Source organism: Janibacter corallicola NBRC 107790, assembly GCF_001570965.1.
GTDB lineage: Bacteria > Actinomycetota > Actinomycetes > Actinomycetales > Dermatophilaceae > Janibacter > Janibacter corallicola.
This window is the reverse complement of record NZ_BCSR01000006.1, coordinates 1-13,546: the sequence shown is the minus strand read 5'-3', so window position 1 is coordinate 13,546 and position 13,546 is coordinate 1. Positions and strand designations below refer to the sequence as shown.

General features: G+C 72.7%; 13 protein-coding genes. 4 read left to right on the top strand and 9 right to left on the bottom strand.

The window, feature by feature from the left end:
- Positions 1 to 12 precede the first annotated feature (12 nt).
- From serC to JCO01S_RS04010, 3 genes are read right to left on the bottom strand one after another with little or no spacing between them, the layout of a single operon-like run.
- Positions 13 to 1,122: a phosphoserine transaminase gene (gene serC / locus JCO01S_RS04020; RefSeq protein ID WP_245634326.1), complete on the bottom strand. Its 1,110-nt coding sequence runs from the start codon at positions 1,120 to 1,122 to the stop codon at positions 13 to 15.
- Positions 1,123 to 1,177: 55 nt separating this feature from the next.
- Positions 1,178 to 2,056, bottom strand: coding sequence for an LppX_LprAFG lipoprotein (locus tag JCO01S_RS04015; RefSeq protein WP_068251095.1), 879 nt, complete (start codon positions 2,054 to 2,056; stop codon positions 1,178 to 1,180).
- A gap of 5 nt (positions 2,057 to 2,061) precedes the next feature.
- Positions 2,062 to 3,171, bottom strand: coding sequence for a citrate synthase 2 (locus JCO01S_RS04010; protein WP_068251092.1), 1,110 nt, complete (start codon positions 3,169 to 3,171; stop codon positions 2,062 to 2,064).
- A 146-nt stretch (positions 3,172 to 3,317) separates the two neighbouring features.
- Here JCO01S_RS04010 and JCO01S_RS04005 point away from each other — a divergent pair, with 146 nt between their 5' ends.
- Positions 3,318 to 5,288, top strand: coding sequence for an acyltransferase family protein (locus JCO01S_RS04005; protein WP_068251089.1), 1,971 nt, complete (start codon positions 3,318 to 3,320; stop codon positions 5,286 to 5,288).
- Positions 5,289 to 5,292: 4 nt separating this feature from the next.
- On the opposite strand, the gene JCO01S_RS04000 is transcribed toward JCO01S_RS04005, so the two are convergent.
- Positions 5,293 to 7,320 carry an acyltransferase family protein gene (locus JCO01S_RS04000; RefSeq protein WP_068251087.1) on the bottom strand — a complete coding sequence of 676 codons (2,028 nt, stop codon included), beginning with the start codon at positions 7,318 to 7,320 and terminating at the stop codon, positions 5,293 to 5,295.
- Between the two features lie 109 nt (positions 7,321 to 7,429).
- Here JCO01S_RS04000 and pdxH point away from each other — a divergent pair, with 109 nt between their 5' ends.
- Positions 7,430 to 8,134, top strand: coding sequence for a pyridoxamine 5'-phosphate oxidase (pdxH, locus tag JCO01S_RS03995; RefSeq protein WP_068251084.1), 705 nt, complete (start codon positions 7,430 to 7,432; stop codon positions 8,132 to 8,134).
- Positions 8,135 to 8,287: 153 nt separating this feature from the next.
- On the opposite strand, the gene JCO01S_RS03990 is transcribed toward pdxH, so the two are convergent.
- Together JCO01S_RS03990 and JCO01S_RS15855 are read right to left on the bottom strand one after the other, a co-directional pair.
- Positions 8,288 to 9,586, bottom strand: coding sequence for a hydroxyacid-oxoacid transhydrogenase (locus JCO01S_RS03990; RefSeq protein ID WP_068251081.1), 1,299 nt, complete (start codon positions 9,584 to 9,586; stop codon positions 8,288 to 8,290).
- Positions 9,583 to 10,326 carry a hypothetical protein gene (locus JCO01S_RS15855; RefSeq protein ID WP_068251078.1) on the bottom strand — a complete coding sequence of 248 codons (744 nt, stop codon included), beginning with the start codon at positions 10,324 to 10,326 and terminating at the stop codon, positions 9,583 to 9,585. The genes JCO01S_RS03990 and JCO01S_RS15855 overlap by 4 nt, the downstream gene beginning before the upstream one ends.
- 46 nt (positions 10,327 to 10,372) lie before the next feature.
- Between JCO01S_RS15855 and JCO01S_RS03980 the strand changes: the two genes are divergently transcribed.
- Positions 10,373 to 11,611, top strand: a complete 1,239-nt coding sequence (locus tag JCO01S_RS03980) for an MFS transporter (protein WP_068251075.1) — start codon at positions 10,373 to 10,375, stop codon at positions 11,609 to 11,611.
- Positions 11,611 to 12,336 (top strand): iron-dependent transcriptional repressor DtxR, encoded by a 726-nt coding sequence (locus tag JCO01S_RS03975; protein ID WP_084342610.1) that lies wholly within the window; start codon positions 11,611 to 11,613, stop codon positions 12,334 to 12,336. The genes JCO01S_RS03980 and JCO01S_RS03975 overlap by 1 nt, the downstream gene beginning before the upstream one ends.
- A 39-nt stretch (positions 12,337 to 12,375) precedes the next feature.
- On the opposite strand, the gene mnhG is transcribed toward JCO01S_RS03975, so the two are convergent.
- From mnhG to JCO01S_RS03960, 3 genes are all read right to left on the bottom strand, one after another.
- Positions 12,376 to 12,729 (bottom strand): monovalent cation/H(+) antiporter subunit G, encoded by a 354-nt coding sequence (mnhG, locus tag JCO01S_RS03970; protein ID WP_068251069.1) that lies wholly within the window; start codon positions 12,727 to 12,729, stop codon positions 12,376 to 12,378.
- Entirely contained in the window at positions 12,726 to 12,995 is a 270-nt protein-coding gene (locus JCO01S_RS03965; RefSeq protein WP_068251063.1) for an MrpF/PhaF family protein, read from the bottom strand. Before JCO01S_RS03965 ends, mnhG begins: the two co-directional genes overlap by 4 nt.
- The coding region (locus JCO01S_RS03960; RefSeq protein ID WP_068251060.1) for a Na+/H+ antiporter subunit E at positions 12,992 to 13,546 on the bottom strand (555 nt) is incomplete at its 5' end. The genes JCO01S_RS03960 and JCO01S_RS03965, both read right to left, overlap by 4 nt.

Here is a 13,546-nt window from a genome sequence, read left to right as displayed (position 1 = left end):
CCGCGCTGTGACTCAGAGCCGCTCGACCACGTGGTCGATGCAGGCGAGCAGTGCCGAGACGTCCTCGGGATCGATCGCGGGGAAGGTCGCGATGCGCAGCTGGTTCCGGCCCAGCTTGCGGTAGGGGTCGACGTCGACGACGCCGTGCCGCCGCAGCACCGCGGACACGGCCCCGGCGTCCACCTCGTCGACGAAGTCGATCGTCGTCACCACCGAGGAGCGCGCCGCCGGGTCGCCGACGAAGGGGGTCGTGGCGGCCCCCTTCGTCGCCCAGTCGTAGACCCGGCCGGAGGACTCGGCGCTGCGGGCGGTGGTGAAGTCCAGCCCGCCGCCCTCGTTCATCCAGCGCAGCTGCTCGGCGAGGAGCGCCAGCGTCACGACGGCGGGGGTGTTCAGCGTCTGGTCCTTGCGGGAGTTCTCGATCGCGGCGGTGAGGGAGAGGATCTGCGGGACCCACCGGTCGGTGGCGGCGAGCCGCTCCGCGCGCTCGATCGCCGCCGGGGAGAGGACCGCCAGCCACAGCCCGCCGTCGGAGGCGAAGGACTTCTGCGGCGCGAAGTAGTAGGCGTCGGTGGCGGCGACGTCGACCGGCAGCCCGCCCGCCGCGGAGGTCCCGTCGACGAGCACGAGCGCGTCCTCGTCGCCGCCCTCGACCCGGTGCACCGGTGCCATGACGCCGGTCGAGGTCTCGTTGTGCGTCCACGCGTAGGCGTCCACCCCGGCCTCGGGCGCCGGCGCCACGAGCGATCCGGGCTCGGCGGTGCGCACCGTCGGCTCCGCGAGGAAGGGGGCGGCGGCGCTCGCGGCGGCGAACTTGCCGCCGAACTCGCCGAAGACGAGGTGCTGTGCCCGCTCCCGGACCAGGCAGAGCGTCGCGATGTCCCAGAAGGCGCTCGCGCCGCCGTTGCCGAGGACGACCTCGTACCCCTCCGGCAGTGAGAACAGCTCGGTCAGGCCGGAGCGGACCTCGGCGACGAGTCCCTTCACCGGTGGCTTGCGGTGGGAGGTGCCCAGGACGGTGGTGCCGAGCTCGCCGATGCGGGCGACCTGCTCGGGCCGGACCTTCGAGGGGCCGGAGCCGAAGCGGCCGTCGCGGGGGAGGATGCCTGCCGGGATGTTGATCTCGCTCACGAGGGCGATTCTCGCGCACCGTGGCCCGGCGGTGCCGGGGAGTCCGCTACGGGGACTCGGCGAGCTCGGACTCCGTCGGCGCCTCGATGTCGACCGGCTCTCCCCAGCTCGTGGCATTCACCGTCGTCGTCGCGCCGTTCAGCTCGAAGGAGATCCGCCGGATGCGGTCCTGCTGGTCCAGCCAGACGTCGTAGACGATCGCGTCCGGCATGCCCTCGTCCTTGTCCACCTCGAGCTCGGCCATCGAACGGGTCGTGTCCACCGTGGCCGTGTAGTGGCGGGTGCGGACCCCACCGACCTCCTCGTGGCCCTTGACGCCGGCGTCCTCGACCCCCGCGACGAAGGCGTCGAACTGGTTGCGCATGCTCAGCACCTGGATCTGGTCCAGCGCCTGCCGCACGGCGGTGTTGTCCGAGTCCCGCGTCACCGGGACCCACTTCGGCGGCTGCTCGAAGTAGTAGTCACCGTCGACGAGGCGGTACCCGAGCTGCTGGTCGGCCATCTCGACGTCCATGTCGAGCGACCCTGCGACCAGGTCCTGGTCCCCCTCGGCGCTCATCGCGACATTGCCGTCGACCTCGATCTCCAGCGAGATGTGGGCCGTGGGGCTGTCGGCGAGCGCGGCCTGGAGGCGGTCGGTGAACTCCTCCGGGTCGAAGGGCTTCCCGGTGTCGGTGGGGGTCGAGGAGGAGGACTCCGAGGAGGTCTCGGACCCCTCGGATGCGGAGGTCGGCTCCTCCCCCTCCGAGGAGGACGTGGGCGTGGTCTTCTCCGACGAAGGGGGCTGACCGCCCCCTTCGCCACCGGCCGTCGAGGCGGCGGACTCCGGCGCGGTCGGGCCCGGGCCGGCGCCCTCGCCGGAGCACGCGGTCAGGGCCAGGGCGAGGCCCGCGGTGGCCGCGATGGCGGGGAGCCGGGTGCGCACGGTCCTCAGCCCCGCGGCAGCGCGTCGTACCCGTCGACGTCGGTGATCGATCGGCTGCCGGGGCCGACGTACCGACTGCTCGGCCGGATGAGCCGGCCGGTGCGCTTCTGCTCCAGCACGTGCGCGGACCAGCCGGCGCTGCGGGCACACACGAAGAGCGGGGTCATCATCTCGCCGGGGACCTCGGCGAAATCGAGCAGCACCGCCGCCCAATAGTCGACGTTGGTCTCCATCTTCCGGTCCGGGTAGCGCTCCGCGAGCTCGGCGATGGCGGCCTTCTCCAGCTCGAGGGCGACCTCGTAGCGGGGTGCTCCGAGCCGACGGCAGGTCTCGCGCAGCACCGCCGCGCGCGGGTCGTAGGCCCGGTAGACGCGGTGCCCGAAGCCCATGAGGCGCTCCTTGCGGTCCAGCGCGTCCTTGACGTACTTCGTGGCGTCGCCCATCTGCTCGACCCCGGAGATCATGTGCTGGGCGCGGGAGGGTGCCCCGCCGTGCAGCGGCCCGGACATGGCACCGACGGCGCCGGAGAGGCAGGCTGCGGCGTCGGCGCCGGTGGAGGCGATGACCCGGGCGGTGAACGTGGAGGCGTTCATGCCGTGCTCCGCGGCGGAGGTGAAGTAGGCGTCGATCGCCTCGACGTGCTTGGGGTCCGGCTCGCCGCGCCAGCGGATCATGAAGCGCTCGACGATGTTCTTGCCCTCGTCCACCCGGCTCTGGGGGACCATCGGGGAGTCCTGGCCGTGGGCGGACTGGGCGATGAAGGACAGCGCCATGACGGATGCGCGGGCCAGGTCGTCGCGGACCTGCGCGTCGTCGACGTCCAGCAGGGGACGGAAGCCCCACACCGGCGCGAGCTGCGCCAGGGCCGACTGGACGTCGACCCGGATGTCGCCGGTGTGCACCGGCAACGGGAAGGGCTCGGCGGGCGGCAGGCCCGGGTCGAAGGAGTTGTCGACGAGCAGCCCCCAGACGCGCCCGAAGGAGACCTTGCCGACGAGGTCGTTGATGTCGACGCCGCGGTAGCGCAGGGCGCCCCCGGCCTTGTCGGGCTCGGCGATCTCCGACTCGAAGGCGATGACTCCCTCGAGTCCGTGCTTGACGTCCGTGTCGGACATGGTGCCTCCTGATCAGCGACGGTCCAGCGTCCATTGTGCACTCACTGAGAATGTGATGAACGTCCGACTGCCCCTCGGGGGATCGGCCACTACCATCCACCGAGGGAGCAGACCGCGCACGACAGGCAGACCGGACAGGAGCGGTGGTGGCACGCTCACGTCTTGGGTACAGCCCGGCGCTGGACGGCGTCCGCGGCGCCTTCATGCTCTGCTTCATGGCCTTCCACTTCGGCCTGACGGTGCTCACCGGTGCCTGGGTGGGCATCAACCTCTTCTTCGTCCTCTCCGCCTTCCTCATCACCCGCCAGCTGGTGGAGGAGCGGGTGCGCACCGGGACGGTCGACGCGCTCGCCTTCTACGGCCGCCGCGCCCGGCGGCTGCTCCCGGCGCTCTTCCTCGTGCTGGGCTTCGTCCTCGTCTACGCGCGGTTCCTCGCCGACGAGGCCGTGCGGCGCACGATCGGCGGGGACGTGCTGGCCACGCTCGGTTACGTCATGAACTGGCGGTTGGTGCTCGAGGGGGACCAGTACTTCGGTGACCAGGGTGGGGCCACCCCCCTTCGTCACGCGTGGACCCTCGCCATCGAGGAGCAGTTCTACGTCATCGTCCCGCTCGTCGTCCTCGTCCTCATGGCCGTGCTGCGCACCCGCCGGGCGATGACCATCGCGTTGCTCGTCGGGGCGCTCGCATCGGCCGCGTGGACCGCGACGTTGGGCTTCCACGACGTCAGCGACTACCCGCGCCTGTACTACGGCACCGACACCCGGGCCCAGGCGCTCTTCGTCGGTGCCGCGCTCGGGGTGTGGTTGGCGCCCGGTCGCAGTGGCCGGCCTCCCGTCCCGTCCCGTCGGGTCGCGCTCGTCGCCGGGGCCCTCGGGGTGGCCTCGAGCGTGGTCTCGATGCTCCTCGTCGGGCCCTACTCGGCGTGGATGTTCAACGCCGGGGGGATGCTCCTCTTCGCGGTCGGCTCGGCGCTGCTCGTGCTCGCGTGCGTGGACCCGCGCCCCAACTGGGTGGTCACCGCCTTCGGGTGGCGCCCGCTCGCCTACATCGGGCGCCTCTCCTACGGGCTGTACCTGTGGCACTGGCCGATCCGGCTGCTGCTCGGCCCCGAGCGTTTCGGCGGCAGCGTGGCGGCCACCCTCGTCGTCGACTCGGCCCTGACGATCCTCGTGGCCCACCTGTCCTACCGCTACCTCGAGCGGCCGGTGATCAAGCACGGCGTGCGGGGGCTGCTGCCGAGGCTGCGCGCCCCCGCCGCGGCGATCGTCGTGCCGGTGCTCGTGCTGGGCACCACCGGCCTGGCCGTCGCCGGCACCGCGCCCGCAGCCGATGTCGACAGCGAGGTGGCCGCGGCCGCCACGGCGCCCGCCCCGGACATCACCCCCGACCAGCAGGCCTACGAGCCGGGCTCCCCGGAGCGCATCGCGGTCTACGGCGACTCCGTGCCGTACTACCTCGCCGAGCGCTTCCCGCAGGACCGCTTCCCCGGGGTCGAGGTGGACAACCTCGCGGAGGAGGGGTGCGACCTGCTCTCGGCCCCGGTGAGCTGGGCGCCCGGCTTCCGGATGGAGAACAAGCCGGGGTGCACCGCCACGAAGAAGGAGTGGCCGCAGCGCTTCGAGGAGTCCGGAGACCAGGTCCTGCTGATCTATGCCACGCCGCTGCTCATCGTCCCGCACATCGTCGACGGTGAGCGGGTCTGGTTCGACGACCCGGCCTACGCGGAGCTGATCACCGACCGCCTCGACACGGTGCGCGAGCAGGCGCTGGACGCCGGCGCGGAGCAGGTCCAGATCGTCACCGTCCCCTGCCGGGAGGCGAGCCCCGAGGCCATCCCGGAGGAGTTCCGCGTCGTCATCGAGTCCAGCCCGCAGGTCGTCGAGGAGTTCAAGGACCCGCGGCACGTCAACGGCGTCGTCAAGGACTGGGCGGACCGGCACGAGGACGTCCGGCTGGTCGACCTGCACGGAGCGCTGTGCCCCGACGGGTACCGGAAGAAGATCAACGACATCCAGCTCTTCAACGACTACCTGCACTTCTCCCCGGAGGCGACGCCGATGGTCTGGAAGTGGGTCCTCGGCCGGGTCAGTGCCAACTGGGCCGAGCGGGACTGAGCGCTCACGCGTCCCGGAAGGACCAGGCCGTGACGACCTGCGGCGCCAGCCAGGTCCAGACCAGCTCGGATCCCTGCCGGGAGAAGTGGATCCGGTCGGAGTAGAGCTCGGCCCCGTTGATGACGGGGCGGTATCTCCCGTCCGGGCACACGACGCTGTTCAGGTCCAGGACGGTCACGTCGAGGTCGGGGGAGTCTGCCTGCTTCGCCCACTCCCGCAGGACGGTGTTGGTGTCCGTCGGGTCGATCTTCACGGCGCCGACCTTCTCGCCCTCGCGGATCCCGGCGGGGTCGTCGTGGCAGGTCGCGTTGACCAGCTGCAGCTGGCGGGCGCCGGTCCCGCGGGTCTGCTCCAGAAGAGCGTCCAGGGTCTTGCGGATGAGCGCGTCGTGGCGACGGCTGCCCGGCGCCACCGTGCGGCCGTCCACGACCAGGGGCTGGGTGAGCGCCGTCTCCACGGGGGAGAGGACGATGTCCGCACCAGCGTGCTCGACCTCGGTGGGCCAGCGCTCCCGCCAGGAGGCACAGGTCTCGTCCTCGGGGACCTCACCGCCACCCATGAAACGGAAGGTCAGCGGGATCGAGTTGCAGGACCCCCTCCGCGTGTGGCCGCTGACGTCCAGGCCGGGGTAGTCGTCGCCGTGGAAGCCGTCCCGCAGCGACTGGGCGATCGAGCTGCCGACGACGGCGACGTGCAGGTCGGTGTCCGGGCGGTGGTAGGTGGCGGCGCCGGGGAGGGGGCGGCCGTTCCAGTCACCGTCGATGGCCGAGCTCCACGCGGTGCTCAGCAGCAGCGCGCAGGCGGTCAGCGCCGCGAGGACGCCGGGCGCCACCCACCGGCGGGCCACCCCCGGGACGCCGCGGGGCACGAGGGCGCGGAAGCCGCCGATCATCACCGGCAGCTCGACGAAGCGGTAGCTGAGGACCGCGCAGACCCAGGTGAGCGCCAGCTTGACGAGGATCGCGAGGACCTGGGGCAGCTGGTCCAGCGGCAGCCAGACCGCGATCGGCCAGTGGTAGAGGTAGAGGCCGTAGGAGATCTGGCCCAGGTGGACCAGCGGCGGCAGGCTGAAGATCGTGTTGATGCGCAGCGGGCGGGTGTCGAGCGAGGAGGCGCCCATGCACGCCGCCAGCAGCGCGAAGAGCAGCATCCCGCCCATCTCGAAGACCCACCGGCCGGTCTCGTCGAGGACGAAGAAGGCGCAGACCGACCCGATCGTGCCCACCCAGCCGATGGCCTCCGCGGTGGAGCGGGCCATCCGCGGCGCGCGCCCTCGTCTGTCGGGGGTGAAGAACATCGCGGCCGCGACGCCGACGAGCAGCGCCTGCGCGCGCACGTCGGTGCCGTAGTACAGCCGCGACCCGGTCGCGCCGTCGCCGGAGAGCCAGGCGGTCCACACCGCCGAGAGGACCGCCAGGCCGAGGACCGCGGCCGTGCGTGCGAAGCGCCTGCGCAGCAGCAGGACCGCGGTGATGAGGAAGGGCACGAAGACGTAGAACTGCTCCTCGACGCCGAGCGTCCACACGTGGCGAAGGGGGCTTGGTTCACCGAGGAGGTCGAAGTACTGGTCGTCGCGCTGGACGAGCCGCCAGTTCTGCCACAGCGTCATCGTCGCGAAGGCGTCGCCGGCCGTCTGCGGCCGATCGCCCTGGTCCACGAGCAGCGTGTGCACGAGCACGCCCGTGACGAGGACCGCGATCGGCGGGATGATCCGACGGGCCCGGCGCAGGTAGAAGCCCACCGCGTCGATGCGTCCCTTGCGCTGCGCCTGCCGGATGAGGATCCCGCCGATGAGGAAGCCGGAGAAGGTGAAGAAGTGGTTGATGCCGACCCAGCCCCCGGCGAGGGCCGTCACGCCGAAGTGGAAGAGCATCACGAGGACGACGAAGAGCCCCCGGTAGCCGTCCAGCGCCGGCCGGTAGCGGGGCCCCATCCGGTCGACGTTCGTGCTGACGAGCTCGCGCCACCGGGCGAGGACGGGGGGCGAGCCGCGCCGGGAGGAGCGCGAGCGGCGCTGGGAGGCAGGGCGCACGACACTCCTGGGGGCTCGGGGACGGGTGCCGGGCAGAGGCCCTGCCCGGTGACCTCGGCAGCGTACCGAGGGGTAGGGCGCTTCGCCCGCGCGGTCGTAGGCTGGCCGCATGAGCGAGCCCTCGGACGGGATGATCCCGCGCACGCCGATCCGGGTCGAGCACCTGGACTACACCGGCGGCGGTCTCGCGGAGGCCGAGGTGCCGGCGGCCCCCTTCGCGCTGGTCACCGAGTGGGTGGCCGCCGCGCGCACCCGGCAGCTGGACCGGGGCGACGTGCCCGAGCCGCTCTCCATCGCCGTCGCGACGGTCGACGGGGAGGGGCGACCCGACGTGCGCACGGTGTTGCTGCGCTTCCTCGACCCGCGGGGGCCGGGCTTCGTCACCAGTCTCGAGTCGGCCAAGAGTGCCCAGCTGCGCGAGGTGCCCGCGCTCGCGGCGACGCTGACGTGGCCGGCGATGTTCCGGGCGATCCGCTTCCGCGGCAGGGCCGAGCCGATCGGGGAGGAGGAGCTGGACCTGTACTTCGCGGGGCGGCCCCGGGGCTCGCAGATCAGCGCCTGGGTCTCCCACCAGTCGGCGCCCGTGGGTGGCCGCGAGGAGCTGGAGCAGGCCTGGGCGAGGGCCGAGGAACGCTTCGAGGGGCGTGCGGTGCCCCGGCCGGGGACGTGGGGCGGCTGGCGGATCGTCTGCGATGCCGTCGAGGCGTGGGCGGGCCGGAGCAACCGACTGCACGACCGCTTCCGGTGGTCCAGGGTGGACGAAGGGGGCCTGGACGACCCCGCCGCCTGGCGCCGGGAGCGCCTTCAGCCGTGAGCTCCGTCCCGGTCGCCGGCCCGGGGCTGGGGGCGGCCCTAAGGAAAAGTCCGGACCGCTCTCCCCGCATCTCGCGGCGCGTAGTGAGTCCGGACCTTTCCGTGAGTCGGGCCGACACCCACCCCGGACCGGCTCCCTGTCATCCCCCGCACCTCACCAGTGGTGCATCGAGGCGCGCATCACCGCGGCGACGTCCTCCTCGGTCACGGGGCGCGGGACGCTGGCGAGCAGGCGCTGTTGCTGCATCGTCCCGGCGACGAGCGCGTCGACGTCCGCCTCGCCGTAGCCGATCTCGGCCAGGCCCGAGGGTTGCCCGATGTCGCGCATGAGCCGGCGCAGCACGGCGGGGAGGCGCTCCGGACCGGGAACGTCGGCGTCCAGCCCCTGCGGGTCGAGCCATGAGGCCGCGGCGAGGTGGCGCTCGGGATCGGCCTCGAAGGTCAGCGCGAAGACGGCCGGCGCGGTCGCCGCGACCGACATCCCGTGCGGCACCATCGGGTGGTCCTGCCCGTACCCGTCGGGCCGGAAGTCGGTGTCCAGGTCGTGCACTCGCCCGGCGATCGGGTAGGCACCGGCGTGCGGCAGGTGCACCCCCGCGTTGCCGAAGCCCATCCCGGCGAAGGTGGCCGCCAAGGCCATGTCCGTGCGCGCGGCGTCATCCCCGGCGACGGCGGGGCGGAAGGCCCCCGCGAGCAGCCGCATCGCCCGCTCGGCGAACATGTCGGCGATGGGGTTCGCCCCGCAGTACGGCACCCGCTCGTGGGCCTGCTTGTGCTCGTGGGAGGTGTAGGGCCGCGCGGTCCAGGACTCGAGGGCGTGGCAGAGGATGTCCATCCCCGCCGAGGCGGTCACGCCCGCCGGCTGGGTGGCGGTCAGGTCCGGGTCGATGACGGCGAGCACCGGGCGCAGCCGCTCGTGGCTGATGCCGGTCTTGACCTTCGCGGCGAGCACGTCGAGCACGCACACCGTCGTCGACTCCGCCCCGGTGCCGGTCGTCGTCGGCACCGCGACCATCGGCAGGACGGGCTGCTCGGGGGCACGGCCACCGCCGACGGGTGCGTTGACGTAGTCCATCAGCTCGCCGGGATTGCTGAGCAGCAGCGAGACGGCCTTGGCGGTGTCCATGCTCGACCCGCCGCCGACGGCGACCACGACGTCGGGACGGGCGCCACTCCTGGCCCGCTCCACGGCCGCGGTGAGCGAGGTGTCGGTCGGCTCGACGTGGGCGCTGTCGTGGACCTCCGCCTGCAGGCCCGCGGCGCGCAGGGCCTCCGCCACCCGCTCGGGGTGACCCGTCGCGGCGAGGACCGGGTCGGTGACCACCAGCACGGACCGGGCCCCGAGCCCGGCGACGTCGTGCCCGATCTCCTCGATCGAGCCGGGGCCGAACTTCAGGCGCGGGGCGGCGTAGGTGAAGACGCTCTCGGGGGTGTTCGGGGTGGGGATCGTCACGGGGTGCCTCCAGTGCTCTCGGGTCGCAGGGCGATCCACGTCGTCGCGGCGGTCGCCAGGACGGTGTCCCCGTCCAGCAGCGCGGTGCCGGTGTGGCGCTTGCGCCCCTCGCGGCCGACCACCCAGGACATGACGACGAGCTCCCGTCCGCGGGGGACCTCCTCGTGGACGGTGATGGTGAAGCTGCCGGTGAGGATGGACTCCTCGAAGCCGAGCGCGAAGGCCCCCGGGCAGTCCAGCGCGGTGAAGACCGGCGCCAGCCCCTCCTCGTCGAGGACGACCGGGGCGGCGTTCACCTCCTCGCGCCCGGGGACGGGCGCGGCGTAGACGTGCAGCCCGTCGCTCGCCTCGTGCCCACAGCCGTAGCAGGTGGGGAAGGGGTTGCCGGAGGGGTCGAAGGACTCGACCGCGGCGGCCGCCTGCTCCGGCGTCACCGGAGCGGGCACCTCGAGGTCGGGTGCGGGGACGTGTGTGGCGGTGGCGAGCAGGGTGTCACCGTCGAGCAGGTGGACGGCCAGGTCCTCGGGCTCGCCGACGGTGCCGGCGACCTCCCAGCGAAGGGGGCGCTCCAGCGGCGTCGGGGCGGTGAGGCGGATGTGGGTGGCGGGGCCACCCCCTTCGCCCGCGGTGAGGTCGTCCAGTCGCTCGGCGACGAGGCCGGCGACCCAGCCCCCGTTGCCGCACCCGGGCGGCCCGGAGCGGTTCGCACTGACGACGGTCTCCTCGGTGACGGTGCTCACGCCTCCCACCCAATCACGTCGTCGGCACCGGATCGAGGGAGGCAGGATGGGGCGGGTGGGTGCGGACGCGGACTTCCGGTGGCGGCGGATCGTCGTACCCGCGTACGGGCCCTCCCTCCTCTCCGCGGCGGCGAAGGGGGCCGTCGTGCCCATCGCCGCGCTGCGCGCCGACGAGCTCGGCGCGGGCATCGGCACCGTAGCCCTCATCGTCTCGCTGACCCAGGTGGGTCAGCTGCTCGGCACCCTGCCGGCCGGGTGGCTCGTCGCGAGGATCGGGGAGCGGGCGACCCTGGCCCGCGCCGGACTGCTGGAGGCGCTCGCCTTCGTCGTCGCCGGTTGGGCGCCCTCGCTGTGGCTCATGGCGCTGGCGCTGCTGCTCTCCGGGGCGGCGACGAGCGCCTTCTTCCTGGCGCGGCAGGGGTTCATGATCGACGTGCTGCCCTCGCACCTGCTCGCCCGCGGGATGTCCCTGCTCGGCGGGTCGATGCGCACCGGCATGCTGCTCGGTCCTGCGCTCGGCTCCCTCGCGATCCCCCTGCTCGGGCTGCAGGGCGCCTACGGCGTGGCGGTGCTGCTCGCCCTCGGCTCCTTCGTCCTCGTCGTGGCCAGCCCGGACCTGACGAGGGAGAACGAGCGGGCTCGCGCCGCCGAACCCACCGGCCGTATCGCCTCCGTCGCCGGACGGAACCTGCGGCTGCTGCTCACCCAGGGTGCCGGCGTCGCGATGATCTCGGCGTTGCGCACCGCCCGGGTCGTGCTGCTGCCGCTGTGGGCGCTGCACATCGGCCTCGACGGTGTCGCCTCCTCGCAGGTCTTCCTCATGGCCGCGATCGGGGAGATCTGCCTCGTCTACCCGGGTGGGGCGATCATGGACCGGCTCGGGAGGGTGTGGATCGTCGCGGCGGTGATGTCGACGGTCTCCGTCGCCTTCCTGCTGCTGCCCTTCGCGCAGACCCTGACGAGCCTGACCCTGGTCGCCGTCGTCATGGCGCTCGGCAACGGCCTCGGCTCCGGGATCGTGATGACCCTGGGGGCGGACGCGGCACCCGCGCTGGACCGGGCCCAGTTCCTCGCCGCATGGCGCATGTGCGGTGAGGTCGGCAACACCGGCGGCTCGCTCGGGCTCACGGCGGTCACCGCGCTGGTCTCGCTGCCCGTCGCTGCCGTGAGCCTGGGCGTGGCCGGGCTGCTCGGCCTCGGCTGGACCACCCTGTGGGTGGGGCGGGCCGACCGTAGCCGGGTGGGAGTCTCCGGGGGAGGCCGATCCGCCACGGACAAGGCATGATGGGGGCTGTGAAGGACCTCATCGATACCACGGAGATGTACCTCCGCACGATCTTCGAGCTCGAGGAGGAGGGGATCCCTCCCATGCGTGCCCGGATCGCCGAGCGGCTGGGGCACTCGGGCCCGACCGTGTCCCAGACGATCGCCCGGATGGAGCGGGACGGGCTGGTCAGCCTGAGCCGTGACCGCCACCTCGTGCTGTCCGAGGAGGGGCAGCACCAGGCGACCCGGGTCATGCGCAAGCACCGGCTCGCCGAACGACTGCTCTCCGACGTGATCGGCCTGGACTGGGAGTACGTCCACGACGAGGCGTGCCGGTGGGAGCACGTCATGAGCGACCGCGTGGAGCGCAAGATCCTGGCCATGCTGCCCGAGCACCGGGAGTCGCCCTACGGGACCCCGATCCCGGGCGTCGAGGAGCTGCTCGGCGGTGACGAGGAGCCCTCCGACGACTACCTCACCGGGCTGATGAACCTCGTCGAGGTCGTCGACGCGAAGCTGGGCGGGGACTTCCGGGTGCGGCGCATCGGCGAGCCGGCCCAGGTCGACCGCGAGGCGCTGTCGCTGCTGACCAGTGCCCGGCTGCGTCCGGGCGAGGTCGTGTGGGTGACCGAGGCCGGGGCCGAGGGCTCGGTGGTCGTCACCCGGTCCGGCGCCGCGGCCGCCGACGGAGTCACGCTGCCCCTGGACGTGGCCCAGCACGTCTTCGTCGAGCCCCTGGCCTGACCGGGGCGAAGGGGGCCGACGCGGCCCGCGAGGAGGCGGCTACCGCTTCATCCGCTTGTAGTCCTCGCCGAGGTCGTCGTGGTGGAGCAGCTCGGGCACCGCGACTCCGGCCCGGTAGCCGGCGCGCCCGAGCAGGTGCGCGGTCACCGGGGCGGTCAGGCCCTGGGCGCCGGCGACGACGATGATCGTGGCCACCGACTCCCAGGTGCGCACGTGCAGCGCGAGCCCGGCGAGGGTGAGCAGCAGGCCGAGCATCTGGGGCTTCGTGGCCGCGTGCATCCGGGCGAAGATGTCCGGGAGCCGCACCAGCCCGAGCGCGCCGACGAAGGCCAGCAGCGCCCCAAGCAGCAGGAGGACGGCACCGGCGAGGTCGAGGGCGGCGGACCAGCTCACTTGGGATCCTCCTCCCGTGCCATGAACCGGGCCACCGAGACCGATCCGACGAAGCCGGTCATGGAGAAGACGACGAGGATCGGCAGCGCGGAGGTGTCGCCGCTGTGCATGATCTGCGCCGACATGATCCCGGTGATGATGACCACGGCGACGTCGAGGCTGAGCGCCCGGTCCAGGCCGGTCGGGCCGCGGAGGACCCGGACCAGGACCAGCGCGGCCGCGGCGATGAAGAGGACGAGGGCGATGTCGACGATGACGGCCGTCATGACGTGACCTCCGGGGTGGTGTCGAGCTGGGCGATCTCCGCGTCGCTGCCGAAGGCGCGCACGACGCGGTCCTCGATGCCGAGCACCTCACGGCGCAGGTCCTCGCGCCCCTCCTCGGTCGTCACGTGGAAGCCGTGGATGTAGAGGATGTTGGCGGCGCGGCGGGCCTCGACGACGATCGAGCCGGGCACGAGGGAGACGTTGGCGCCGATGATCGTCATGTAGAACTCCGAGCGCACCCGCAGCTGCACCGAGACGATGGAGCCGCCCTTCGGCGGGTGCGGGTCGAGAGTCGCGCGGGCCACCTCGAGGGCCGCGACGACGAGGTCGCCGAGGAAGCGGGCGACCAGCACGAGCAGCCCCCAGGGGTGGAGGCGCCCGTGGTACTGGATCGAGGGCAGCGGGAAGAACTGCGTGATGACGGCCCCGATGATCAGGCCGCTCGCGATGTTGCCGAGCGTGACCTTGTCCCAGAGCAGCACCCACACGACCGCCAGCGCGACGATCGTCCGCGGCTGCCACCCGCCACGTTGGCGGGTGCGGCGCTGGTG